A 24,434-nucleotide genomic window follows, 5' to 3' on the forward strand; every position below is an offset into this window, starting at 1 on the left:
GCTTAATTCTTGCCTTTTAACTTTATTTTAGATGCAAGTTTTATCGCCTCGATCATACTCGAGGGGTTTGCTTTATTCTGCCATGCTATATCAAAAGCCGTCCCGTGATCAGGCGAGGTTCTGATGAACGGCAGACCTAATGTAACATTTACACCGGTATCAAACGCAAGCATCTTAAAAGGTATTAATCCCTGGTCATGATACATGCTTACAACCAGATCAAACTCGCCTTCATAAGCCTTGTGAAAGATAACATCAGGAGGGTACGGGCCTGAGACATACATATCATCCGCGGATGCGTCTTCGATCGCAGGGATTATGGAGTCTCTCTCCTCATTGCCAAACAGTCCTGATTCACCTGCATGAGGGTTCAGGCCTGCTACGCCGATCACAGGTTTATCGATGCCGAGGATGGAGGCAGCCTTTACAGCATGCCTGATGGTTCTGTAGACCAGATCCTTGTTTATCGTATCAGGGACATCCCTTAATGGAATATGAATTGTGCACAGTACGATCTTAAGCTTCTCCGACACGAACATCATTGCAAAATCATCTGTTCCCGTAAGTTCAGCCAGAAGCTCAGTGTGCCCCGGCCATTTATAACCGGCCATCCTCAGGGATTCTTTGGATATCGGAGCGGTAACAATCGCAGAGACTTCATTCTTAAGCGCAAGCTCAACAGCCTTTTTTATGGATCCTACAGCCGCCCGCCCTCCCTCTGAAGAAGAGAATCCCTTTATGAAGTCCTCGCCGGAGTTGATATCAATGACCTCTATCTTCCCTTTGGAAGGAGATGAATCAGTAGGGCCTGAAATATTTACGACCTCAAAAGAGGAATTCGTAAGCCTCACGGCTTCCTTGATTATCTTTGCCGACCCTATTACAAGAGGATTACAGTTTTGACTTATCTCCCCGCAGGAGATCGCCTTTACGATTATCTCAGGCCCGATACCTCCCTGGTCCCCCATTGTTATGGCGATATTATTCATAAAATTATCGAAAGAAAAGTGGATGCGGCTGGAAAAGCTTTATAGCGATACCTTAGAAAATTGCAAAAAAGCATAACTGTTTTTTTTGAGCTTTCTTAATCGTTACTTCTCCCCTCAGGCATAATTAAAATATCCCATCGCTTTGTAAAGTTTTTCCAGCCGCATCCACTGTATTACTAAGGTTTATCCGGCAATGCGACAATCGCGTCTATCTCTACAGTTACATCCATAGGAAGCCTGCCCGCCTGGATGGTGCTCCTTGCCGGAGGCTCATCACTAAAGTACTCTCTGTATACGCTATTAAACCTCTGGAAGTCATCCATATCTGCAAGATAGCATGTGACCTTCAGCACATCCTTCATTTCTGCGCCGGCATCTTCCACAATGACTTTCATGTTCTGGAGAACCGCATGGGTCTCATCCTCAATAGTCCCCCTGACCATCAAACCTGTTTCAAGGTCTATCGGGATCTGTCCTGAGAGATACATCAAATCATTATGGATGACCGCCTGTGAATACGGCCCTTTCGGTTTCGGCGCCCTGTCTGATGAAAAGATCTTCTTATGAGACATCTCATGCTCCTTATGCAATAGTAGAAAAATATAAAGGCCTTGACCTGTAAAAGAATTTACAATTCCTTTATCAAAGCAAGGCCTTTTTATTTTAAGCTTATTTCTTGGTCTTCTCAGTCTTTTTTGTCTTTACTGTCTTCTTCTCTTTCTTAGGCCCGCATGAGCCTGAACCGCATCCGCATCCCATATTATTATCCTCCTTTTGTAAACTGCGTCTTATGCTTTATTTTAAGCGCTGCCAAAAATAAAATCCACTACCTACCCTGCCGCAGACCTTCCTGCTAACCAGCCTGTTGAAAACGCAGCCTGAAGATTATAGCCGCCTGTATCTGCATTTATATCCAAGACCTCGCCGGCAAAATAAAGATCCTTCACCAGCTTCGAGCACATCGTCCGGGGGTCAACTTCTTTTATATCAACACCGCCCGCGGTGACAATAGCCTCTTCAACAGGCCGATAGCCATTTATCTCAAGGCGGAGATCCTTCAGCCATAACTTCAGCCTTTTGCGTTCATCCGCCGTTATCTGATGGCACGCCTTGTCAGGGGATATCTTTGTCATATCAGTACAGACAGGGATCATTTTAGCAGGCAGAAGTTCTTTGAGCATCGTCTTATATTTCTGTTTCCCGTGCTCATTAAGGTCACGCAGCAGGCGGGCATCCAGCTTCTCATCATCAAGCGCAGGCTTCAGGTCAATTGATAAGGAGACCTTCTCCTTATTAAGAATAGCATCCACCACTCTGCCGCTCATGGATAATATCATAGGGCCTGAAAGACCGAAATGCGTGAATAGCATCTCGCCGAAATCCTCAACCGCCTTCTTTCCGTTAATGAAGGCACGCACTGAAACGTTCTTAAGGCTAAGTCCCTGCATCCTTTGAGCGATATCGCCTGATGTCTGAAGAGGGACAAGCGCAGGCCGAAGCGGTATTATTTTATGCCCTGCTGCTTCCGCAAACCTGTAGCCGTCTCCGGTTGAACCTGTGCCCGGATATGATATGCCTCCTGTTGCGATTATCACCGCGTCTGAAAGATAGACTTTGTTTTTTGAAACCTTGCCGTCAGATTGCGGCACACCGGCTATTTCCACGCCTTTGAGATTTCCGTCTTCAATAATTAGTCTCATGACAGGTGAAGAGTTGATTATCTTAACCCCGCATCCGACTGCCCAGCGTGTAAGCGCGTCCACAACATCCTGCGCCTGTCCGCTTGCAGGGAATACACGTCCTCCGCGCTCTATCACTGTTTCAATACCAAGCTCATCAAAGAAAGCCAAGAGCTCGGTTGAGAAGAATTTTGAAAAAGCCTGCCGGAGAAAACGGCCGTTCCTGTTGAAATGAGATATGAACTCAGACTGTGAAGCGGTATTCGTCAGGTTGCAGCGCCCCTTCCCGCTTATTCGCAGCTTTCTGCCGGGGCTTCTCATGCTCTCAAAAAGCAGCGTCTCAGCACCGGCAATTGCAGCCTGTCCCGCAGCCATCAGTCCGGCAGCGCCTGCGCCGATAACTATCACTCTGTGTTTGGATTGATTCTTCAAGGCTTCTCCTCTTTCACGTTCATTATAATTAGTATAAACTACAAAATATCCTGATGGGAGAGAATAATGAAAAAAATAGATGCCCATAAAGAAAATCATGGCCATGGCCACGGCCACAACCACGCACATGGCTCACACAATCATGTGCATGGTGTAGTTGACCCGTCTATCTTTACTACCCAGCGTGGTATATGGGCTGTAAAATGGTCGTTCGCTGCGTTATCCGCTACGGCATTATTACAGGTTTTTGTTTCCATAATGACGGGCAGCGTAGCTCTTCTTGCTGACACAATCCATAACATCGGCGACGCGGCAACTGCAATACCTCTTTGGTTTGCCTTTACGCTTGCAAGAAGAAAACCGTCAAAGCGGTTTACATACGGCTACGGACGCGTTGAAGACCTTGCCGGAGTTGCGGTTGTGCTGACCATCCTGTTCAGCGCTGTTGTCGCTGGTTATCAATCCATTGACCGCCTGTTCCATCCGCAAAAAGTGGAATATCTGTGGGCTGTAGCCGTCGCCTCAATTATTGGATTCCTCGGCAATGAGGCAGTTGCAATTTTCCGTATAAAGGTCGGCAAAGAGATCGGGAGCATCGCCCTTATCGCAGACGGCCATCACGCGCGTGTTGACGGTTTGACCAGCCTGGCTGTCCTCTTTGGCGCGATAGGAGTTTGGCTTGGTTATCCCCTTGCAGATCCGATTGTGGGGTTTTTAATCAGCGCGGCTATCCTCCGCATTGTATGGGATTCCGGAAAGGCTGTCTTCACACGAATGCTCGACGGAGTGGATCCGGAGATCATTGACGAGATCAGGCATTCTGTAAAACATGCGCCCGGAGTTCAGGACGTTACGGAAGCGCGCGTGAGATGGATAGGCCACAGGCTTCATGCTGAAGTAAATGTAGCGGTAACTCCCGGCATCACGGTTGAAAAGGGGCATGACATTGCAATGGAAGCGCGCCATCAGCTTTTGCATTCACTGAAATATTTATCTAATGTTACCATTCACATAGACACATTAAATGCTTCAGGAGAAGGCCATCATAATATTTCTGAACATGCCCACGGCAATCTGCCTCCGCATGCGCATTAGAAACTGCCGGGGTTGCACTCATTTCTATCCTTATTGACAGCATGCATCTTTCCTATGAGTGGTTAAAAGCAAAATATAAAATAAAAAAGCAGAGATGCCAAGAACAAATGCTGCTCCAATAAAAGACTTTGAATATCCGAAATGCATCGCAATAATCCCGGAAAGCAAAGGGCCTGTCGTATGCCCGATGTCCATGATCGAGCCGAGCAGCCCCATTGCCGAACCCCTTGCCTCCCTGCTGCTCAAGTCGGCTATATATGCTGATGTGGCCGATGTGACTATCGAAAGGCTCATGCCGAAAGCTACGCTCAAAATGAGTAAAGGGATAAATGATCTGAACAGCGAAAAGCAACCGATACAGACAGCCCCGATCAACGCACCTGTAAATATCTGCGGCTTTCTGCCGTGCCTGTCCGAGAACCTGCCCATAACCGGTTTTGACAAAGCAAGTGTAATAACCTGCGCCGAAAGAAATATCCCTAACTCAAAGGGGCTGATGCCTGAGCTGACAGCATAAAGCGGGAGAAATGTCTCAAACGTCCCGTATGCAAATAGTATTGCAGCCTCTACCATGCACGTGACAAGTATTATCTTGTCGGACAGAACAGATCTGAATATTTTTAACGTATCTTCCCACGGTTGGTTCCGGTGCTGAGGTTCCGCCGTCTGCGGAAGGAAGAGTGAAAGGAGAAGGGTGACTGCTCCCGCAAGAGCGCACACGATATAGACGGCTTTGTAACTTTGTGCCGGATTGAAGGCCAATGCTCCGATAATGCCTCCGCCGATAAGAGGCGCCATGAACCTGCCGACAAGCGTTGCAGTCGAAAACCAGCCCATTTTTTCGCCCCGCTCTTTGTGAAATAGCTCCGAGACAAGCGCCATAGCGACAGGTATAAAAATAGCAGTGGCAAAGCCGTGAAAAAACCGCACCATCGCAAGCTGCCATATCCGGGTTATGAAAAGGTACATGAACGGGGCAGTTGAAAAAATAAAAGAAGAGAATATCAGCATCTTCCGCTTGCCGAGCCTGTCAGAAAGAAGCCCGGCAGGAATACTGAATAGCACTCCGGTAAATGCCGATATAGATGCGACAAAACCAACCTTAGAGGGGTCTGCGCCAAGATGTGCGGCAAAGAGGGGAAGCACAGGGCTTTTGGAGATCGTTGAACTGAAGATCGCAAAGAGTCCGGTAGCGCAGAGAAGCCTGAAAGGACTGAACTTCATTTTTTCATTAGTCTCTGTATCTCACTGTGATAACCTAAATATCTTTCCAGCGTTATCTCATTCTTGCCATATTTGGGTATAGTTTTAAGTATATTTTCAAATTTGGTTTCTGCCTCCAGTTCATCATTTATCATTATGATACCGTCGGTGATGATATCAACGAGCCTGTCAGCATAGATAACTATCCGCTCTTCAAGCCTGTTCAGTGTATAGTCCTTAACCGGCAACCCGAGTTCTACAGCCTCGGATGCTGTCAGCCCGCCACGGATATGCTTTTCCATTATGTCCGTAATCGCCTGCGAAAGTCCCAATTGTTTTCCAAGTTCAGCGCCTATCTTGCCATGCTCCATTTCATGGGTCTTTGCCTTACCAAGGTCATGAAACAACGCGCCTCTTCCGACCAACTCCATGTCCATCTTTGCGCCTGTACGCTCTGCAAGCTCCAGCGCTTTTGCAGCAACCTTTCTACAGTGTTTAATATCGTCTTCGGAAACACCGGCATCTCTCAACATCTCAATGTCAGCGTTACTGATCGTGTACCCCATGTTCTGCCTCCTTATTTATCGACCTTTACCGTAATAATAAATATCGGCACTGCAAGTAAAAGCGCAGTTGCCATAACGCCGAATGTGAAGAGATAACCATGGTGCGCCAGAAGAAGGCCCGCAAGTATCGGACCCGACGCATGGCCGATATCGAATATCGAGCCGAACACGCCCATAGCCGTGCCAAAGTGTTTCTCCTTGCACACATCCGCTATTAATGCAGCCGAGGAAGATGTGACAAATGCCTCGCCAAACCCGAACAGCGTCGCGGTGATAAGCAGGTTATAAAATCCGGTCATCAGTGGTATCATGCCAAAGGATACGGCGCACAAAACCATCCCGATCGAGATTAGGGGCTTTCTGCCATACCTGTCGGATATCATTCCCATAAGAGGCTTGGAGAGTGATGTCACAACGACCTGAATCCCCCAGAGAAGCCCTGCCTGAAATTCATTGAGTCCCGCGACCGTCACCGCGTAGATCGGCAGGAATGCCTCCATAGCCCCAAGCGTCATATTCTGAAGCCCCTCCATGTTTGAGGTAATCAGAATCCTCTTGTCGCTGGCTACCTCTTTAATCCCTGACTTGAGCCGGCTCAGGGATTCCCTTAAACCTGATTTCTGCACCTGCTCATCCTTGCCGTGCCTGAACAGCAGTAGCGCGAGAATGAGCGAGAGTATACCGGCTATCCCGCTGAGGATGAATGCCGTATGAAATTCTCCAATAGTAACCTCTTTGCTCTTCGACAGCCCGTGCAGTATAAATCCGCCGACAGGCGCGCCCATAAGGGTTCCCTTCATCGTGATGGATGAGAACCACGACAGCATCTCGCCCTTTTTCGCTCCGGCGTAATCGGCGACAACAGACATGGAAACAGGGCCGTAAATAGCAGTGGCGAACCCATGTATAAATCGTATTGCCATGAGAGCGCCCTGCCCGTGAACAAACAAATAGGCAAAGGGAACCACAGCGAAAAACACAAGCCCGATAAGCATCGTCCTTTTCCGCCCGATAATATCCGAGAGCGCGCCGGATGGGAGCTTGAAAAATATCCCCGTTACCGTCGAGATGCCTACAATGAACCCTATGGACTCAGGCCCGGCTCCCAAATAAAGAGCAAAAAGCGGAAGCACCGGGCTTCTTGCAAGCGAATAGGAGAACCTCGCAAACAAACCCACTGTGCATAGGGTGACAAATGGCGTCAGGAATCTTTTCATCTAATGTTTCGCCGGTGTCTGCCGGTCAAAATAGATGCTCTTCCCTGTTATACTTACCGGGATTCCCATAGCGACTTCAGCCTTTATTAATCCTATAGCCTTTGCTGCTGCGCCCACGCGCTGCTGCACACGGCAATCAACATTCAGCAGGCTTGCAGTCTTGGCAGCAGATGAAAGAGCGACCCCGATATCCATCATCCTCATAACGCAATGAGGCCCGGTGTATCCCATTTCCTTGTCCTTCATCTGCCTGTTCTTTGCAAACTCGGCGCAAGTCGGATGGCCGCAGGCGCCACAGTCATACCCTGCTGTCACAGGCTTGCCCAAACCCACGAGAAGTAGTGACTGGGAATTCTCGATATTGGATGCGTCCCTCAGCCAGAATGCCTCGTTCGTGCTCTTTGGCGCGTACTCTTTCATAGCATCAGCTATCTTCTTCAGATCCTCGTCTTTAGTGACTACAACGATCTCAAGGAAATCTTTTCCGCCTGCCTTCGGCGCAGTCCTTGCCGATGCTGCCATAAACTTTACCGCCATCTCAGTTACTTCTTTCATTTGAATACCTCCTTAAGTTACAGGTTATATAAATATCTTCCATATAAATCCGGCAGCAGCCGAACAGATGATCACAGGTATCATTCCCCATTTAAACCTCAGCATACCTATAAAGGCAGCTACTGCAACTGTCAGCGCATACCAGTCAAAGCCTTTACCCTCGGGCAGCAAAGTATGATAAGTAAAGATCACTGAAAGATTTAAGACAACCCCGACAACCGCAGCGGTTATGGCTGAAAGGGCTGCACCAAGTTTCACATTTCTTCTGACTTTTTCAATATAAGGCGCGCCGACAAATATCCACATAAAACATGGAGTGAACGTCATCCATGTAGTAAGCAGTCCGCCAATCGCTCCTGCAGCTGCCGGCTGAAGTCCCTCTGCATGAACATACGCCGCAAGATATCCCACAAACTGCGTCACCATGATCAGCGGCCCCGGTGTTGTCTCGGCCAGTCCAAGCCCGTCTATCATCTGTTCCGGCTGGAGCCAGGCGTAATGCCCTACTGCCTGCTGGCTGATATAGGCGAGCACTGCATATGCGCCGCCGAATGTTACCATGGCTGCCTTGCTGAAGAGGACGCCGATATCTACAAAAATGTCATTCCATCCCCTCCATAAACCGAGAAGGATCAGAGGAAGAAACCAGAGCGGCAGGCATATTGCAATCACTTTTAGAGAATGCCTCCAGTTTGCCTGAGTACCCTTTACCGGATCTGAATCCATAATGGCATACTCCTGGAGATTGGATGACTTGTTATTTCCAGTAACAACAAACTTTGAAGGCAGAAATCTACCGCCTGCATAACCTATGAACCCGGCAATAAGAATTATGGCAGGAAAAGGGATATGTAAAAAATAGATTCCAACAAATGACAGAGCAGCCATAGAAACAAGCACCTCGTTCTTCAGTGACTTTTTCCCGATGCGAATGACAGCTTCTGCAACAATGGCTGCAACCGCCGGTTTTAATCCATAGAAAATAGCTGCTACTGCCGGGACATTTCCTAATGACACATAAATCCATGAAAGTCCCCACAGAATGAATACGGATGGAAGGACAAATAGTACGCCCGCGACGATCCCGCCCCATGTCCTGTGCAGTAACCATCCGATGTAGATCGCAAGCTGCTGCGCCTCCGGGCCCGGCAGAAGCATGCAGAAGTTAAGCGCCTGCAGGAAATGATCTTCAGATATCCATCTCTTTTCTTCGACCAGATCTTTATGCATGATCGCTATCTGGCCTGTCGGGCCTCCAAAGCTGATGAACCCAAGCTTTAACCAGTAGCGCAATGCTTCTTTGAATGAGATAGCATGTGACATTTAATCAGTCCTTTGATGCATAAAACATCTCAAAAACCGTCATTCCCTTTTCAAGGATGTCTGCATCATTCTTCACAGTCTTTCTTATGCCGGATAAAATATCTTCGATCCCCTTTGCCTCAGGAACATTGTATTTCCCATCCTTCATATCAAGCTCATGTACCAGTTCGGCGATCTTTTTTACTGTTTTATCCTTTATGCCGAATGTCCTGACAAGCATTTCAAATGTGCACATATCGCCGGAATGAGTAAATTCTCCGCCTCTCATATCAAAGGCAATGGCATCTTTACCCAAGATTGCCATATCTTTTTCATCAATGAATTTAAAGGCGGCCTTTTTATCAATGAATTTTTGGATCAGCCATGCGGACGCCATCCTGTCCACAAAAGGTTTCTTCCTTGTGGCCCATAACCTCTTTTGATAGTCCTCTATGCGCCGGGTAGATACTACTGAAACTTGCCTGTTATTGGATACGGCCATGCCTTTTATCTCTTTCAGCGTGGCATCAAATCTCTTCTTCAGCGCGATGCCGTTTTTTGATCCGAAGAAATCTGTCTTTCTTATCTCTTCAAATTCCCTCAGATGCTTGTTAAGCTGTTCCGTCAGGCTCTTGCCGCCCTGCATTCCCGCGCCCTTTCTGACGCTGCTTGCCTTTCTCTCAATATCATCCAGCGACTTCCCGATAAGCTTGTAATCCTGCTCCCTCTGGCTATTAAAGATAGCAATAATATCCTCATCCTTCATCGTCTCAATGTTTTTCACGCTGACAAAAGAGCCGTCGCCCTTCACGGATGCAACTTCAGACACGAGCCACTGGCACAGTTCATAATTCTCTTCGTTATAAGGAAGTATGTATACGGCGCTTTTAAGCTGAACCGCGCCGGCCTTCGCAAGCCTCCGCCATATCTTCATCCTCGCGTTTACAGGCTTCGAGGGCACGCTGTAGAAAAATAGGAGCCAGCCTTGGTACGCCTTGTTGCCCTTATGTGATGACTTTTGTATCATTTGATATTAATGTATCACACGTTACATTGGTTGTCAAGGAATGTAGAACTGGCGGCAGAAAATATTTATGCAGGGGGTATTGAAGGCATTAAGGCAGATTCAGCCTCATTTTCCGCCGATAATGCCATATTTGACATTAAGACTTATAAAAGCCTCTTCTTTATTCTCCCACATCATGCAGAACGACTCCTGGTCCTCAGTGTAATATTTCTGTTCATCGCATACCAATGTGCCCTTGCGCGACCTTATATTCCGTTCTTTAACAGGATAATGAAGCCCGTCCATCGCGTGATAGTGGATATTAAAATCAAGCGGCCTGGAGGATGTGAAGGAATACTCCAGCGTCTCTCCCCTTTTGAGTTCAAAGCACTCTTCATAAGAACGATACGGCTGTATCATCTCTTCAAGTTCGCTCCTTTCCCCGGTGGTGGCGCATGATACGGCAATGAACAAAAAAGCCAGGAAACAGATCATCATCTTGCGCGCATCAGTTATTGTCATATCATTAGTATCTGATTAAGGCTGGATAAATGCAACCCCTGTGATGCTGACCATAATTACCGCGATAAAAGCTATAATGAAAGCCTGAGTAAATTGTCTGTCAGTCATTGAATTGACTGTATGTTTATGATAGGTTAGTAATTAAAAATAAGTTAAGCGCCGTTCCGGGAGGATATGCCATATGTCTGTTATCAATTTATCAAAGCTCAATGAAACAGCCGCGGAAAGAATAAAGCCGTTCTTCAATGAGATACTTGCCGGCCATCAGGACATGATACATTCCATCTATGTGACAGGCACCGCGATCACTGATGATTTTGACAAAAAGAGATCGGATGTCAACTCTATCTTCGTGCTGAAGGAGATGGATCTGGATTTTCTTGAACTTATCGCGCCGCTTGGGAAGAAATACGGAAAGAACAAGGTTGCCGCGCCTCTTGTTATGACTCCATATTATATAAACACATCCCTGGACGTCTTCCCTGTCGAGTTTCTGAATTTTAAACTCATTCACCAGACTGTCTTTGGCATAGATCTATTAAAAGGCCTGGAGATCAACCTGAGCGACCTAAGGCATCAATGTGAAAGAGAGATCAAGTCAAAGCTCATCTGGCTGAGGCAGGGATATATATCATCTCAGGGAGACAGGAAGCTTCTGGCAGAAGGGCTTGCCGGCTCTATCACAGGCTACATCCCGCTCTTCCGTGGGATTATAGTCCTGCTCGGAAAAGAAACGCCTGTAAAACAGAGCGCTGTGATCAGGTCACTTTCAGCTGCATCCGGGATCAATACTGATATATTTGCAAAGGTCCTTTCTGAGAAGCATGAGAAGGCCAAACATTCGTCTGAGGAATTAAATGCAATATTTAAAGACTACTACAAAGCCACTGAAGAGCTGGGAAGGATAATTGATGCGGCCATTGTTTAAGTCTTTCTTAATACTTCTATCCGTCCTGTTCTGTTTCTCTCCGATAACTGCACGCGCAGAAGTTAATATCCCTGACACCCCTGCAAATTATGTGGTGGATCTCGCTGCCATAATTGATGATAATGCCGAGACAAGCCTTAACATTTACCTTAAAGAACTTGAGCAGAAGACAACAGCCCAGATGGTTGTGCTTACGATAAACAGCCTTGAGGGAGCTTCGCTTGAGGATTTCTCTCTTAATATCGCGCATAACAAGTGGAAGCTCGGACAGAAGGATAAAGATAACGGCGTGCTTTTTTTGATCGCGCTTCAGGACAGGAAATACAGGATAGAGGTCGGCTACGGCCTTGAAGGCGTTCTCCCTGACAGCCTTGTCGGCTCTGTCGGAAGAGAGTACCTGGTGCCTTACTTTAAAAAAGGTGATTATTCAACAGGGATACTTACAGCAGCGCTTGCGGTGATAAGCGAGATATCCAGAGATGCAAAAGTTGAGATCACAGGCATGCCGGGCATCCAGTCCCCGGTGGCCAACAAAAATGGCAGAGTGCGTAAGCCTTCACTTGCAAACTCTATCTTTGGAATTCTCTTCCTGATCTTTCTTGTATATATGTTCATAAAACATCCGAGACTGATGCTGCTCTTTATCATGATGAACATGATGGGCGGGGGAAGAAGGAGCGGAGGCTTCGGCGGAGGAGGCGGATTTGGCGGAGGAGGCGGTGGCGGTTTCGGCGGAGGAGGCGCATCAGGGGGATGGTAAGGGTTACAAGTTGACAGTTAGCAGTTATTTCATATAATAATCACTAAAGGAGGTTTATCATGTCAAAAGGATTAAAGATCACACTTATTGTTGTCGGCGTAATTCTTGTTATAGGCATCATGATGGCAAAGTGGATCATCGGCGGATATAACAACGCAATCGCAATGGATGAAAATGTTAAGGGCAGCTGGGCGCAGGTCGAGAATCAGCTGAAGAGAAGGTACGATCTCATCCCGAACCTTGTCGAAACCGTCAAGGGATACGCGGCTCATGAAAAAGAGCTCTTTGAACATATCGCTGACGCAAGGACAAAGTATTTCAGCGCCGGCTCGGTTAAAGAAAAGATCAACGCATCCAACCAGCTTGAGGGTATGCTCTCAAGGCTTCTGCTGCTGAACGAGCAGTATCCGCAGCTTAAGGCAAATGAAAACTTCATGAAACTTCAGGACAGCCTTGAGGGAACAGAGAACAGGATAGCAGTTGAGAGGATGAGATATAACGAATCGGTACAGCTGCTGAATACATATATCAGAACCTTCTTCGGCAGGTTCTTTGCAGGGCTTGCGGGTGTAACAAACGCGGAGTACTATGAGCTTCCTGAAGGCGAATCAGCTGTGCCAAAGGTTACGTTTTAATTTGAGACAAACCTCCCCGCCCCAAAAGGGCGGGGAATCTTTTCCGCGGGATCAATGATGATGGTGAGTGAATTTCTCGCGGGACTTCTCAAGCTGTTCCATGAGCTGTCCCGCTTCAAAAAAGCCTATCTTCCTGTATATCTCATCGCCTTTTGAATCAAGAACTATAAATGCAGGCGTTCCCTTAACATCAAAACTGAGAAACTGCTCAGCGTCAATTCCCGTCTCAAACTTTACCGGAATAAAGTTCTTCTCTAAATAATCCTGAAGCGCTTTGTCTGGAAACGTACCTGTCTCCATTCTCTGGCAGGCGCCTCACGTTGGGCTGAAAAAATCAATGAATATCAGCTTCCCTTCTTTCTCAGCCGACTCAACAGCAACGCTTATGTTTTTCCCCCATGCGATCCCTTCAGACACTTAACGCACCTCCTGAAACCTGTGTATTGTTTTCTATCCAGATCATGTTTTTATGATTGCCGATATTGAGATACAAGTCAAGCGCTATGGTTGTATTTTCCTATTCATACAACTATGATATTCTTATTCCAGCAAATACGGCTGGCTGTATATTAATTGAAATAAATCATAATGATGAAATACATACTATCACTACTGATATTACTATGTTGGGGAAGCGGATCATACGCTATGTTTTCTCAATCATATGGAATAACAGACTTAGTACTATTTGTTTTATTAATCATATTAAGTATTTTCTGTTCGAGATACCTTTACAGAAAAGCAAATAGAAACAAAATCGAATGGGCACTCTTTGGACTTTTGGGTAATGTAAGCGCATTATCATATCATTGGCTTTATAGACTTTTCACAGATCATTGGGAAAAAGGAAAAACTGTAACAGGGAATAACTAAAAGAAATAAAAAGGAAAAGGAGGAGTATCAATCCCATGAAGAATAAAATACCTAAATTCAAAAACGAAGATGAAGAGAGAAAATTTTGGGCAACTCATGATTCTACTGAGTATGTCAATTGGGGGGAAGGCAAACGAGTCATTTTGTCAAATCTCAAGCCATCTATAAAAACAATATCTTTGCGACTGCCTGAGTCAATGATAGAGGAGCTTAAACTCCTTGCGCATAAAAAGGATGTGCCATATCAATCTTTGCTTAAGATATTCTTAGCAGAGCGAATTGATAAAGAATTAAAAACAGCTTAGGTCAAAAGAGAACAGCCTTCTACCCTTCCAGCCCGCTTAAATACTGAAAGACACAATCCGCAAGCTCTTTGCTGTAGCCGCCTTCAAGGATAGAGAAAGTCGGTTTATCCAAACCTGCTATCATCTCACCTATTGTTCTGTATGTCTCTTTCTCAAGAGAGAGATTGGTTATGGGATCAAGCCTGTAAGAGTCAAATCCGGCAGAGACTGCAAGCATATCAGGAGCAAATCTGCTGACCTCATTAAGCCCTTCTTTGAAAGCAGATAAGTATTCTTCAGGGCTGATATCCGCAGGCAGAGGAATGTTGATGCAGTTGTCCCTGCTCTGAAGTCCTGTGCCGGGATAAAGCGGGCTCTGATGGAGTGAGAGATACAGAAAATCTTTTTTGCCTAAAAAGATATCCTCAGTGCCATTTCCGTGATGACAGTCAAAATCAATTATCGCGACCTTATTCACCTTCTCCCTGGCTCTTAATGAAGCGATGGCTATGTTGTTGAAGTAGCAGAAACCGCCGAGATTATCTTTTGTCGCATGATGGCCGGGAGGCCGCATGAGAGAGAAAGCCTTCTCACCGCTGAGACAGTGCATCGCCGCCGCTATCGCGCTTCCTGCAGATAATCTTGCGTGCTCAAAGATATTCGGCAGTGAAGGAGTGTCAAGGTCAAAAAAACCGCCGGTCTTAACTCTTGCGAGAAGTTCAGGAGAGTGGGCAAGAAGTATATCATCATCAGAAGATGGCGAAGGTTCGGTAAAGCTGTATCCTCTATCCGCGAGAAACCGGTGCGCGGAGTTGACGCGCGCAGGCGACTCAGGATGGCCGGGAGAGGAATACTTCAGGCATTTGGGTGAATAGAATATCTTCATGGATTATATGTTAAAGATTTTTTGTCAATTCTTCAAATTATGGAAGTCGGACTTCCATAATTTACCTCAGATCTCGATCTCCTTCAAATCCTCGGCAAGTTCAACATGGCTGTCAAAGACCTCCTGCGCCTCTTCAACTCTTTTATCATCTGAAACATCGGATGGATAAATATGGGACAGGATAAGACGCTTCACTCCGGCAGCCTGCGCGACAAGCCCGCATTCTTTTGCAGAGAGATGCCCTTTCATCTTGAGTGAATGAGGAAAGGAGCAGTCAGCTATCAAGAGGTCGGCATCTTTTGAAAGATCTATCAGCCCCTGATCATAGTCGGCGTCACCCGTGAAGACAACAGACCTTCCGCCTGCTTCAATTCTATATGCAAGGCTGCTGCCGAAATGTACGGTCTTGGCTGAGGATATTTTGAACGGCTCAAGCACGATATCATCCTCCATTTTTATGAGCTTGATAAACTCACGCCTCTTCACAATCGGGATGAATGCGTTTTCATAATATTCAATGAAACCTACAGTGCCTGCGATGAGAAGTTCCTTCTCCCTCTTGAATCCCGGAGTTGCGATAAGCGCGTGTATCAAAGGCATGAGATCAGCGAAGTGATCAGGATGAAGGTGCGTGACACATACCGCATCAATATCTTTATAACTCTTTCCCACCCTTTCAAGTTGCAAGAGCGTTCCGCTTCCGCAGTCAATTAATATCTGTCTGCCTTCAGACTCAAGAAAATAACCCGGCGCGTTCCTCTTAAGCGAAGGAACGCATGTGCCGCTGCCAAGAATTATCAATTTCATATTAAAGGTTATACCCCAACTGCATTACCCTATCTCCTTCAAAATCTCCCTAACGAGCTTGAGGTTTCTTATGTCATCATCTTCCTCTTTCTTTGGCGTCTCTAAAACCAGCGGGACATCCTTTAAAAGCGGGAGCGATAGAAACCGCCTGAAACCATCAATGCCTATCGCACCCCGGCCGATATGTTCATGCCTGTCTATATTTGAAGAGAGCCCCTGCTTCGCGTCATTGAGATGAATAAGCTCAACCTTCATAGGAGAGAGATATTTAAGTATCTCATCCTCAAGCCGGAGAAGCCCATCGTCATTAGTTATATCATAGCCCGCTGCAAAGCCGTGGCATGTGTCAAAGCATATCCCATTTATCAGTCCTGAAGGAGCGCCTTCAATGATATCCGCGATCATCGCTATGGAAGAAGAGATATCACCCTTCTGTCCTGCAGTGTTCTCAATCAGTATCCCTGATCTGTACTCTGCCTTCTCATACACCTTTAAAAGAGCGTCTTTTGTTTTTTCCAAGGCAATATTCAATTCCTGCCCGACCGTCTTGCCGGGATGAAGCACTACATGATCTATGCCAAGCAGGTCTGCCATGCGCAGTTCATAAGAAAGCAGGTCAATTGACTTGCGCCTTGTTTCATCGTCAGGTGAGGCAAGGTTTATGAGATAAGACGAGTGGATGAATGAGCTGATATCTGACTCTTGAGAAAGCTTAATGAATTGTGATGCTTCTTCCTTATCAATATCCTTAAACGCCCATCCCCTTGGATTGTGTGAAAATATCTGCATCGTGCCGCAGTTAAGTTCTTTCGCCCTCTCAACTGAAAGGTGAATCCCGCCTGCTATGGAGACATGTACGCCGATCCTTCTCATGGTTATTATCCTGTCTCTCCTGTAATAGACATTGTCATGTCTATATATTATTCTAAATAGGCTTCTTAATCCAAAAATGAAAATGTCTAATCGAAAAACGAGAAGAATATACCTTGACCATAACGCAACCACGCCGCTTGCGCCTGAGGTGCGTGACGCAATGATTGATGTGATGAAAAATTATCCCGGAAATCCTTCAAACACATACATGGAAGGGACGACAGCCAGGCAGATCGTTGATAACGCCAGAAATAGCGTTGCCAAACTCCTGAATTGTGAAGCCGGATGCATTATATTTGAAGGCAGCGGCTCAGAGGCTAACAACCATGTCTTGAAAAATATTGCGTCTGCAAATATCAAAAATAAAAACCATATAATAACCTCTTCTATCGAACATCCTTCCGTTCTCAATGTATGCAAATGGCTGGAGAAGAACGGCATAAAGATAACATACATGCAAGTGGACAGGTCCGGCAGGGTTGATCCCGATGATCTCGCTTCAGCGATCACAAAGAGAACATGCCTTGTGTCTGTAATGACAGCCAATAATGAGACAGGCGTCATTCAGCCAATCAAAGAACTGTCTGCAATTGCCAAAGAAAATGGCGCGCTTTTTCATGCTGACGCGACACAGGCTATAGGCAAGATACCTGTTGATGTAAAAAAACTCGGCGTTGACTTTCTCTCGCTCTCAGGACATAAATTTTACGGGCCGAAAGGTATCGGCGCGTTATATATCAGAAAAGGGATCGCCATCGAACCGTTGATACTTGGCGGAGGACAGGAGAACGGATTGCGGGCAGGCACGGAAAATGTGATACATATCGCCGGGCTTGGCAAGGCCTCAGAACTTGCATATCAGAACCTTTCTGAAATGAAACTGGTCAAAGCCCTGCGGGACAGGCTTGAGAAAGATATTATTAAACTCTTCCCCGGTGCAAAACTGAACGGCAATAAAAAGTTCAGGCTGCCGAACACCATCAGTATAATTCTGCCGGGCATGCCCGGTGCTTCAGTTGTCATGGCACTTGACCGTAAAGGCATAGCGATATCAGCAGGATCAGCCTGCCACTCAGGTTCATCAAAACCTTCCGGCATACTTCTGGCAATGGGGCTGACTGAAGAAGAGGCGCACTCCACTATCAGGATATCGCCCGGCATTGGCAATAGTGCGGAAGATATAGAGAGCGCGGTTAAAGCATTCACAGAAATTATTAACGGCAGAAAAAACGCTGCCCGTGTATAAGACAATCGTTATCGCTTCCTGCTATATTAGACCATGAAGAAAAAATACATCCACCTTTTTATAAGCCTCGTCATCATTGTTCTCTCTCTTGCGTACGCATTTCAGGGCGTTAAGTTTTCCATGCTCCTTGAGGAATTATCAAAGGCAAATTATCTGTACCTTATCCCCGCAGTCATACTTATCATGATAACGTACCTCTTCAGGGCGATGAGGTGGCATTATCTGTTACGGCCTGTCAAGGAAGTGCCGGTAAAAAATATCCTCTCACCGCTCTTTGTAGGCTTCATGGCAAATATGCTCCCTGCGCGCGCAGGAGAGCTGATACGGGCTTACCTGCTTGGTAAAAGAGAGGACATAAGCTTCAGCACCGCCTTTGCTACAATATTCGTTGAGCGGTTATTTGACATGTCTATGGTTCTCCTCATGCTCTTTTCTATCACTTTTTTCTACGCTGATGTGCTGTCGCTGAGCAGCCCGGATGCCGGCAATATAATCAGCAACATTGTTACGATCGGCTGGATAAGCCTGATCTTGTCACTGATCATGTTTGTATTTATATTATTCCTTCTGCATAAAAATGAACTTGCCATGAAAGCGGTGCGTTTATTCATCAGGCCGCTCCCTGACAACTGGGGATTAAAGATAATTGAAATGGTGAATTCATTTACCCAGGGGCTCAATATTTTAAAAGACATAAAGGGATTTCTTATGTCTCTCGGACTCTCTTTTCTTGTATGGGTCTGCCTTACAGTCACGCAATACCCGGTCTACCATGCTTTCGGATTTGCCGATATGCTCCCTGTATTATCCTCTCTTTTGATACTTAACCTTTTCGTAGCTTTTTCCACTCTCTTCCCGGCTCCCGGATTTCTCGGCCCTTTTCAGGCAGCCTGTGTCTTTGTGCTGCATGAGATATTCAGGATCCCCAAAGCTACTGCCGCCAGCTACGGGATTGTGCTGTGGGTGGTTTCGATGGGGTTTACGATCATTGTCGGAGTGATCTATGCAATGAAGGATCATGTCTCAATAAAAGAATTATCAGAAAAAACCGAAGCGAAGTAACTACTTGCCTTTATATCCCGGGCACTCCTGCGACCCCTCACAACCTGCCCTCCTGATCTTGCAGTCCTTGTTGAGGCAGATAGGGCGGCGTTTTTCTCCCTGACGGTTTTTTCCTGCAGGCTGGCCGGCTGTTTTATTTTTTTTCATATGGATATTTTAACAGGAGAGATGGTCTAAATAAAAAAGGGCTTCCGCATTTCTGCGAAAGCCCTTTCATTATATTCTGGCTCCCGAGGAGGGATTCGGACCCCCGACAAGGTGATTAACAGTCACCTGCTCTGCCAGCTGAGCTACTCGGGAATAATCTTTATTTTTCTTCTCCGCCTGAGAAAACAGCCTCTTTCTGGAGACGCTCCCACTGCGCGTCAACAGATTCCTGCGCCTGTTTGAGCATCCACTCGTTGCCGGGGGCAAACATATGTTTAAACCTGCCCTGAGGCTTGAGGAAATCTACAAGCGGTCTTTTCTCTTTCGGTTTAGCTGTTATTCTGGTGACGCCGTTCTCGATCTCAAACAGAGGCCAGTAACAAGTTTCAAAAGCCAGCTTGCTCAACATAATTGCATCATCCGTCCTTGAGCGCCAGCCCCGGTTACACGGTGAAATAACATTCATGAACTTGGGACCTTTTATCTCAAACGCCTTCTGCACCTTCTTCATAAGGTCCATCCAGTTTGCGGGCGATGCCTGCGCCACATAAGGAATGCCGTGCGCAGCCATTATCCTTGTAAGGTCTTTTCTCTGCTGCAGCTTGCCGGGGATCACATCACCGGCAGGGCATGTAGTTGTGTCAGCTCCAAAAGGTGTCGCACTTGAACGCTGAATGCCTGTATTCATGTATGCGCCGTTGTCATAACATATGTACATCATGTCATGGCCGCGCTCCATCGCGCCTGAAAGCGCCTGAAACCCGATATCATAGGTTCCGCCGTCGCCGCCAAATGCTATGAATTTTACATTCTTATCTTCAAGCTTATTCTGCTTGACCAGCGACCTGTACATCGCCTCAATTCCTGATATGGTTGCTGCCGCATTTTCAAAGGCGCTGTGCATCCAGGGGATATTCCATGCCGTGAATTGCTGGATGCATGAGGAGACCTCAAGGCATCCTGTGGCATTTGCGGCGATAATGGGATAATCGGTTGCCATAAGCACCTGCTTTACAACTATCGGCGCTCCGCAGCCTGCGCACATCCTGTGGCCGTGAGCGAACCTGTCCTCTCCCTTCGCAAGTTCTTTTAGTTTGAGTGCTTTAGTTGTCATCTTATTCCCTCACCCCGATATATTCTTTAATAGCTCCGACTTTTCCGGTTTCAGCGATCTTGATAAGCTCATCTATGACCTGCTCTGCCTGATCCGGCAGATAGTCTCTTCCGCCAAGCCCGAAGATCTTGTTGATCATGGCGGGTTTTGTATCCATCGACATTACCGCTCCGGCTATCTCTGAAAATAACGGCCCGTATCCGCCGAATGAATCCGCCCTGTCAAGGACTGCTATAGCCTTCACATGCTTGAGCGCCTCTGCTATCTGCGTGAAGGGAAACGGCCTGAACATCCTCGGCTTCAGAAGCCCTACCTTTACGCCCTTATCCCTGTACTGATCGATAATGTCTTTGGTCGTTCCTGCCGCAGAGCTCATAACGACGATAGCTATCTCAGCATCTTCAAGCCTGTATGATTCAAAGAGACCGTATTTTCTGCCGGTCATCTTTTCAAATTCAGCCGCAACCTCAAGCACAACACCCGAAACCTTTGTCATGACCTCATGCTGTGCCCGCTTGTATTCATGATACAGATCGGTGAGGATCAGCGGCCCGTAGCTCTTCGGATGCTCCAGATCAAGCAGCGGATGCACCGCCTGAAATTTCCCTACAAACTTCTTCACATCCGCGTCATCAATATATTCGACCCTCTCAATAGAGTGGCTGACGATAAAACCATCCATGCAGACCATCGCAGGCGTTCTGATCTCAAGATGCTCTGCGATCCTGAAAGACTGGATCAGATTGTCATATGCTTCCTGGGCATTCTCGGAATATATCTGGATCCAGCCCGTGTCCCTGGCTCCCATGCCGTCAGAATGGTCGCCGTGAATATTCAGCGGAGCTGAAAGCGCCCTGTTTACCAGAGGCATGACTATCGGAAGCCTTGTTCCTGCTGCTATATAAAGCATCTCCCACATAAGCGCGAGGCCCTGTGATGATGTGGCTGTTGCAACTCTTCCGCCTGCTGCTGCCGCGCCTATACATGCGCTCATTGCGCTATGCTCACTCTCTACGAGCACCAATTCTGTATCCACCTGGCCGTTCGAGACATAGCCTGAAAACCTCTGCATAAGGTCAGTGGCAGGTGTGATAGGGTATGCTGCGCATACATCAGGGTTGATCTGCTTAAGGGCATACGCGCATGCTTCATTTCCGGTAACTGCAACTATCTTGCCCATTTATTTGCCCTCCTCTTCCATAACTATTGCTTTGTTGCCCTTTTTACCGGGGCATTCGAGGGCACATATCCCGCAGCCCTTGCAGTAATCATAATCGAATTCCGCTCTCTTGCCTTCTGCCGTGACCTTGATGGACATGTCAGGGCAGTATATCCAGCAGAACATGCACTGAATGCAGTTCTCTTCTATCCACTTCGGCCTCATCGACCGCCATGTGCCTGTCTTGAACTTAGCTGAACTCCCGGCCTCCAGAACTACAGAGCCCTGCGGAAGTGTTTCCCAGAATTTCTTGCTCATCCTTCCCTTACCTCCTCATATCCGCGCCTTGTGGCATTGAGGTTGCCGTCAATGATCTTCTGGGCAAACTTCTTGCCGAAACTCTTTTTGACATTGTCCAGAAGCACATCCATGCCTACAACTTCCGTTATCCTGCATATCGCGCCTAACATGGATGAATTCGGGAGCGGCCTTCCAAAGCTGTCAACAGCTATCTTTGTCGCGTCTACTGTATATACCTTCTGCGAGTCTTTCACCTTCAGCTTCGCCCTGACCTCTTTCGGATCCCTCGATGTGTTCACGAGAAATACCGCGTCATCAGGAGCGCCTTCAGTCACATTCACAGCGTCTATTAATGTTGCGTCTGCAATGCTGATAACCTTCGGGTGAAGAACAGGGCCGTACATCCTTATCGCATTGTCGCTTATCCTGTTAAACGCCCTGATAGGGGCTCCGGCTCTCTCGGGGCCGTATTCAGGGAATGCCTGAACATATCCTCCGCCGCTGAGGCAGGCGTCTGCAAGGACCTTGGCAGCAGTGACTGTGCCCTGTCCGCCGCGGCCGTGCCAGCGAATTTCAATTGCTTTTGCCATTTTTATTCCTCCGGACATTATTATTGGTTATAAACACATATCCAAAATAAAAAGAAGATTATATTAGCTTATAATAAGCATTCTTTTCAAGGGACAGCTCAGACTATCTTAAAGTGCCAAGCAACGATTGAGATTAATCCATTACCTTGCATCTTTTAGCAAAAGATGTTAAAAAATCCTATGTCCAAAAAGATCGTAGTTGACATTGAGACCATCGGCTGTGACTTTGACGCGATGGATGAGATGTCGCAGGAATATATCATTAAATACGCCGATACCGAAGAGGCGATACAAGAGGCGAAAGAGGGCCTCGCCTTCTCCCCTCTCACCGGTGAGATAGTAGCCATCGGGATGCTCAACCCCGACACGAATAACGGCGCTGTATATTTTCAGTCTCCCGGCGCTGCGCATGAACCGCTGAAAGAGGACGGGATAGAGTATACAGCCGATGACGAGGCAGGTATCCTTAATAAATTCTGGGAGACTGTCAGGCACTACGACAGCATAATCACATTCAACGGAAGGGGTTTTGACGCCCCCTATCTGATGATACGTTCAGCTATCCACAAGATTACACCGACAAAAGATCTTATGCCCAACCGTTACAGCGCTGCTTCACATATTGACCTCCTTGACCAGCTCACCTTTTACGGCTCGGTCAGAAGGAAATTCAGCCTCCATATGTGGTGTACGGCATTCGGAATCAAGAGCCCGAAAGAGGAAGGCGTCACAGGGCACGAGGTCGCAGGCCTATTTAAAGAGGGCAGGCATCTTGATATCGCAAGATACTGCGTCGGCGACCTCTACGCAACAAAAGAGCTCTTTGAATACTGGGACAAGTACATAAGATTCTCTCCCCGTAAATAGGTTCTTAATTTACCTGCCTCAAATCGATGCAAGATTTTTGCATGAGTCTCAGTTATAATATTTCAGCTTTTTGAAAAAATAATAAATGGCTATTAACTACAGTAAAGAAAGATTATTGGAACTGATCGATGTAGGGGTCGAGATATCCCTGCTCAAGGATATTGACCTGCTGCTTGAAAAGGTCCTGTCAGTATCAAGACAGATAGTCAATGCTGAAGCAGGCTCGATATATATTATTGAGAACAACAGATTGAAGTTCAGCCATACTCAGAACACGATCCTTCAAAGCAGGCTTGCCCCCGGCAAAAAGCTCATCTTCTCCACCTTCTCTATCCCTATCAATAATGATTCCATTGCAGGATATGTGGCAAACACAGGAGAGATGATTAATATTGCAGATGTATATAATCTTTCCCAAAAAGCTCCGTATTCTTTTGACAAAGAGTATGACAAGATATCCGATTACCGCACGCAGTCCATGCTTACCATTCCTCTTGTGACGGCACATGAGAAGATAATCGGCGTACTTCAGCTCATCAATTCCAGGGATAATAATGGCAATACCATCGGCTTCACCGAGGACGATGAGCCTTTGATAAAGAATTTTGCGAATATCGCAGCAGCAGCCATTGAACGAGCGCAGCTTACAAGAGCTATCATTCTTAGAGTTATAAAGATGGCTGAGATGCGCGATCCGAAAGAGACCGGAGCTCATGTAAACCGTGTCGCATCCTACTCTGTAGAAATCTATGAAGAATGGGCCGCAAAAAAAGGCGTTCCAATAAAAGATATCGAGAAGAACAAGGACATCCTCAGAATGGGCGCCATGCTGCATGACGTAGGCAAAGTTGCTATCTCAGACACTATACTCAAGAAACCCGCAAAACTCAGCCCTGAGGAATTTGAAACGATGAAAGGGCATACCTATCTTGGGGCAAGACTCTTTTCTGAAATGTATTCCGACTTTGATGAAGCAGCCTCGATCATCGCTTTGAACCATCATGAACGATGGGACGGGAACGGGTATCCCGGACATGTCAACAGCATGACAGGGAAACCGATTCCGGGCTGTGAAACAAGTGAAGGAAAGGCAAGAGGAAAAAAGGGAGAAGAGATCCCGCCGTTCGGCAGAGTGGTTGCCATAGCCGATGTATTTGATGCCCTCAGCTCTCCGAGGGTATATAAAGAGCCGTGGGATGAATCCAGAGTACTGGAAAACCTTCAATCTGAAGCAGGGAAACAGTTTGACCCTGAAATGATAGACGCCTTCTTCTCCTGTCTTGACGTTATCAGAAGCCTATCAAAGAATTATCCCGATTAAACCACTCGCTTTTTCA

The 24,434-nt window shown here is 46.7% G+C and carries 28 protein-coding genes and 1 tRNA gene; 9 read left to right on the forward strand and 20 right to left on the reverse strand.

The features are described from left to right. Positions 1-2: 2 nt before the first annotated feature. From pdxA to HY807_03235, 3 genes are all read right to left on the reverse strand, one after another. A complete protein-coding gene (gene pdxA / locus HY807_03225; protein ID MBI4825419.1) occupies positions 3-989 on the reverse strand; it encodes a 4-hydroxythreonine-4-phosphate dehydrogenase PdxA in 987 nt (328 codons plus the stop codon). A gap of 176 nt (positions 990-1,165) precedes the next feature. Further along, positions 1,166-1,561 (reverse strand): RidA family protein, encoded by a 396-nt coding sequence (locus HY807_03230; protein MBI4825420.1) that lies wholly within the window; start codon positions 1,559-1,561, stop codon positions 1,166-1,168. A gap of 258 nt (positions 1,562-1,819) precedes the next feature. Continuing rightward, positions 1,820-3,187, reverse strand: coding sequence for an NAD(P)/FAD-dependent oxidoreductase (locus HY807_03235; protein MBI4825421.1), 1,368 nt, complete (start codon positions 3,185-3,187; stop codon positions 1,820-1,822). On the opposite strand from HY807_03235, the gene HY807_03240 reads away from it, so the two are divergent. Continuing rightward, entirely contained in the window at positions 3,167-4,195 is a 1,029-nt protein-coding gene (locus HY807_03240) for a cation transporter (protein ID MBI4825422.1), read from the forward strand. The two genes, HY807_03235 and HY807_03240, sit on opposite strands and share 21 nt — an antisense overlap. A gap of 30 nt (positions 4,196-4,225) precedes the next feature. Here HY807_03240 and HY807_03245 read toward each other — a convergent pair whose 3' ends face one another. The 7 genes from HY807_03245 to HY807_03275 form a co-directional block, all read right to left on the reverse strand. Next, positions 4,226-5,419 (reverse strand): MFS transporter, encoded by a 1,194-nt coding sequence (locus HY807_03245; protein ID MBI4825423.1) that lies wholly within the window; start codon positions 5,417-5,419, stop codon positions 4,226-4,228. Then, on the reverse strand, positions 5,416-5,964 hold the full coding sequence (locus HY807_03250) for an HDIG domain-containing protein (protein MBI4825424.1): 549 nt from the start codon (positions 5,962-5,964) through the stop codon (positions 5,416-5,418). The genes HY807_03245 and HY807_03250 overlap by 4 nt, the downstream gene beginning before the upstream one ends. Positions 5,965-5,975: 11 nt before the next feature. Then, entirely contained in the window at positions 5,976-7,181 is a 1,206-nt protein-coding gene (locus HY807_03255; protein ID MBI4825425.1) for an MFS transporter, read from the reverse strand. Beyond that, positions 7,182-7,736, reverse strand: a complete 555-nt coding sequence (locus HY807_03260; protein MBI4825426.1) for a hypothetical protein — start codon at positions 7,734-7,736, stop codon at positions 7,182-7,184. Positions 7,737-7,760: 24 nt separating this feature from the next. Further along, complete coding sequence (chrA, locus tag HY807_03265) at positions 7,761-9,059, reverse strand: chromate efflux transporter (protein ID MBI4825427.1); 1,299 nt, start codon at positions 9,057-9,059, stop codon at positions 7,761-7,763. 4 nt (positions 9,060-9,063) lie between these two features. Beyond that, entirely contained in the window at positions 9,064-10,065 is a 1,002-nt protein-coding gene (locus HY807_03270; protein ID MBI4825428.1) for a chromate resistance protein, read from the reverse strand. A 105-nt stretch (positions 10,066-10,170) separates the two neighbouring features. After that, on the reverse strand, positions 10,171-10,566 hold the full coding sequence (locus HY807_03275; protein MBI4825429.1) for a hypothetical protein: 396 nt from the start codon (positions 10,564-10,566) through the stop codon (positions 10,171-10,173). Between the two features lie 181 nt (positions 10,567-10,747). On the opposite strand from HY807_03275, the gene HY807_03280 reads away from it, so the two are divergent. From HY807_03280 to HY807_03290, 3 genes are read left to right on the forward strand one after another with little or no spacing between them, the layout of a single operon-like run. Continuing rightward, entirely contained in the window at positions 10,748-11,494 is a 747-nt protein-coding gene (locus HY807_03280; protein ID MBI4825430.1) for a hypothetical protein, read from the forward strand. Continuing rightward, positions 11,478-12,254 (forward strand): TPM domain-containing protein, encoded by a 777-nt coding sequence (locus tag HY807_03285; protein ID MBI4825431.1) that lies wholly within the window; start codon positions 11,478-11,480, stop codon positions 12,252-12,254. Before HY807_03280 ends, HY807_03285 begins: the two co-directional genes overlap by 17 nt. Positions 12,255-12,313: 59 nt before the next feature. Beyond that, positions 12,314-12,889 (forward strand): LemA family protein, encoded by a 576-nt coding sequence (locus HY807_03290; GenBank protein ID MBI4825432.1) that lies wholly within the window; start codon positions 12,314-12,316, stop codon positions 12,887-12,889. Between the two features lie 51 nt (positions 12,890-12,940). Here the strand turns inward: HY807_03290 and HY807_03295 are convergent, their stop codons facing one another. Beyond that, the gene (locus HY807_03295) at positions 12,941-13,189 is read right to left on the reverse strand and encodes a hypothetical protein (protein MBI4825433.1); all 249 of its coding nucleotides are present in this window, start codon (positions 13,187-13,189) and stop codon (positions 12,941-12,943) included. A gap of 608 nt (positions 13,190-13,797) precedes the next feature. Between HY807_03295 and HY807_03300 the strand changes: the two genes are divergently transcribed. Next, entirely contained in the window at positions 13,798-14,067 is a 270-nt protein-coding gene (locus tag HY807_03300; GenBank protein MBI4825434.1) for a BrnA antitoxin family protein, read from the forward strand. A gap of 19 nt (positions 14,068-14,086) precedes the next feature. On the opposite strand, the gene HY807_03305 is transcribed toward HY807_03300, so the two are convergent. The 3 genes from HY807_03305 to HY807_03315 form a co-directional block, all read right to left on the reverse strand. After that, positions 14,087-14,932 (reverse strand): histone deacetylase, encoded by an 846-nt coding sequence (locus HY807_03305; GenBank protein ID MBI4825435.1) that lies wholly within the window; start codon positions 14,930-14,932, stop codon positions 14,087-14,089. Positions 14,933-14,998: 66 nt separating this feature from the next. Then, positions 14,999-15,739: an MBL fold metallo-hydrolase gene (locus tag HY807_03310; GenBank protein MBI4825436.1), complete on the reverse strand. Its 741-nt coding sequence runs from the start codon at positions 15,737-15,739 to the stop codon at positions 14,999-15,001. 24 nt (positions 15,740-15,763) lie between these two features. After that, positions 15,764-16,612, reverse strand: a complete 849-nt coding sequence (locus HY807_03315) for a deoxyribonuclease IV (protein MBI4825437.1) — start codon at positions 16,610-16,612, stop codon at positions 15,764-15,766. Positions 16,613-16,688: 76 nt separating this feature from the next. On the opposite strand from HY807_03315, the gene HY807_03320 reads away from it, so the two are divergent. Together HY807_03320 and HY807_03325 are read left to right on the forward strand one after the other, a co-directional pair. Then, positions 16,689-17,858: a cysteine desulfurase gene (locus HY807_03320; protein ID MBI4825438.1), complete on the forward strand. Its 1,170-nt coding sequence runs from the start codon at positions 16,689-16,691 to the stop codon at positions 17,856-17,858. A 33-nt stretch (positions 17,859-17,891) separates the two neighbouring features. After that, complete coding sequence (locus HY807_03325; protein MBI4825439.1) at positions 17,892-18,920, forward strand: flippase-like domain-containing protein; 1,029 nt, start codon at positions 17,892-17,894, stop codon at positions 18,918-18,920. Here HY807_03325 and HY807_03330 read toward each other — a convergent pair whose 3' ends face one another. The 6 genes from HY807_03330 to HY807_03355 all read right to left on the reverse strand — a co-directional run bounded on the left by HY807_03330 (position 18,921) and on the right by HY807_03355 (position 22,230). Then, the gene (locus tag HY807_03330; protein ID MBI4825440.1) at positions 18,921-19,067 is read right to left on the reverse strand and encodes a hypothetical protein; all 147 of its coding nucleotides are present in this window, start codon (positions 19,065-19,067) and stop codon (positions 18,921-18,923) included. Between the two features lie 77 nt (positions 19,068-19,144). Continuing rightward, positions 19,145-19,220 (reverse strand) — tRNA-Asn (locus HY807_03335). A gap of 7 nt (positions 19,221-19,227) precedes the next feature. Next, positions 19,228-20,181, reverse strand: coding sequence for a pyruvate ferredoxin oxidoreductase (locus tag HY807_03340; protein ID MBI4825441.1), 954 nt, complete (start codon positions 20,179-20,181; stop codon positions 19,228-19,230). A gap of 1 nt (position 20,182) precedes the next feature. Continuing rightward, positions 20,183-21,361 (reverse strand): pyruvate ferredoxin oxidoreductase, encoded by a 1,179-nt coding sequence (gene porA / locus HY807_03345; protein ID MBI4825442.1) that lies wholly within the window; start codon positions 21,359-21,361, stop codon positions 20,183-20,185. Next, positions 21,362-21,658 carry a 4Fe-4S binding protein gene (locus HY807_03350; GenBank protein ID MBI4825443.1) on the reverse strand — a complete coding sequence of 99 codons (297 nt, stop codon included), beginning with the start codon at positions 21,656-21,658 and terminating at the stop codon, positions 21,362-21,364. It abuts the gene before it with no gap. Continuing rightward, positions 21,655-22,230: a 2-oxoacid:acceptor oxidoreductase family protein gene (locus tag HY807_03355; GenBank protein ID MBI4825444.1), complete on the reverse strand. Its 576-nt coding sequence runs from the start codon at positions 22,228-22,230 to the stop codon at positions 21,655-21,657. Before HY807_03355 ends, HY807_03350 begins: the two co-directional genes overlap by 4 nt. 180 nt (positions 22,231-22,410) lie before the next feature. Between HY807_03355 and HY807_03360 the strand changes: the two genes are divergently transcribed. Both HY807_03360 and HY807_03365 read left to right on the forward strand, forming a co-directional pair. Then, on the forward strand, positions 22,411-23,097 hold the full coding sequence (locus HY807_03360; GenBank protein ID MBI4825445.1) for a ribonuclease H-like domain-containing protein: 687 nt from the start codon (positions 22,411-22,413) through the stop codon (positions 23,095-23,097). Between the two features lie 85 nt (positions 23,098-23,182). Next, on the forward strand, positions 23,183-24,418 hold the full coding sequence (locus HY807_03365; GenBank protein MBI4825446.1) for an HD domain-containing protein: 1,236 nt from the start codon (positions 23,183-23,185) through the stop codon (positions 24,416-24,418). Positions 24,419-24,434 lie beyond the last annotated feature (16 nt).

The sequence above is a fragment of the Nitrospirota bacterium genome (assembly GCA_016207885.1).
In the GTDB taxonomy this organism is placed as follows: Bacteria; Nitrospirota; Thermodesulfovibrionia; order UBA6902; family UBA6902; genus JACQZG01.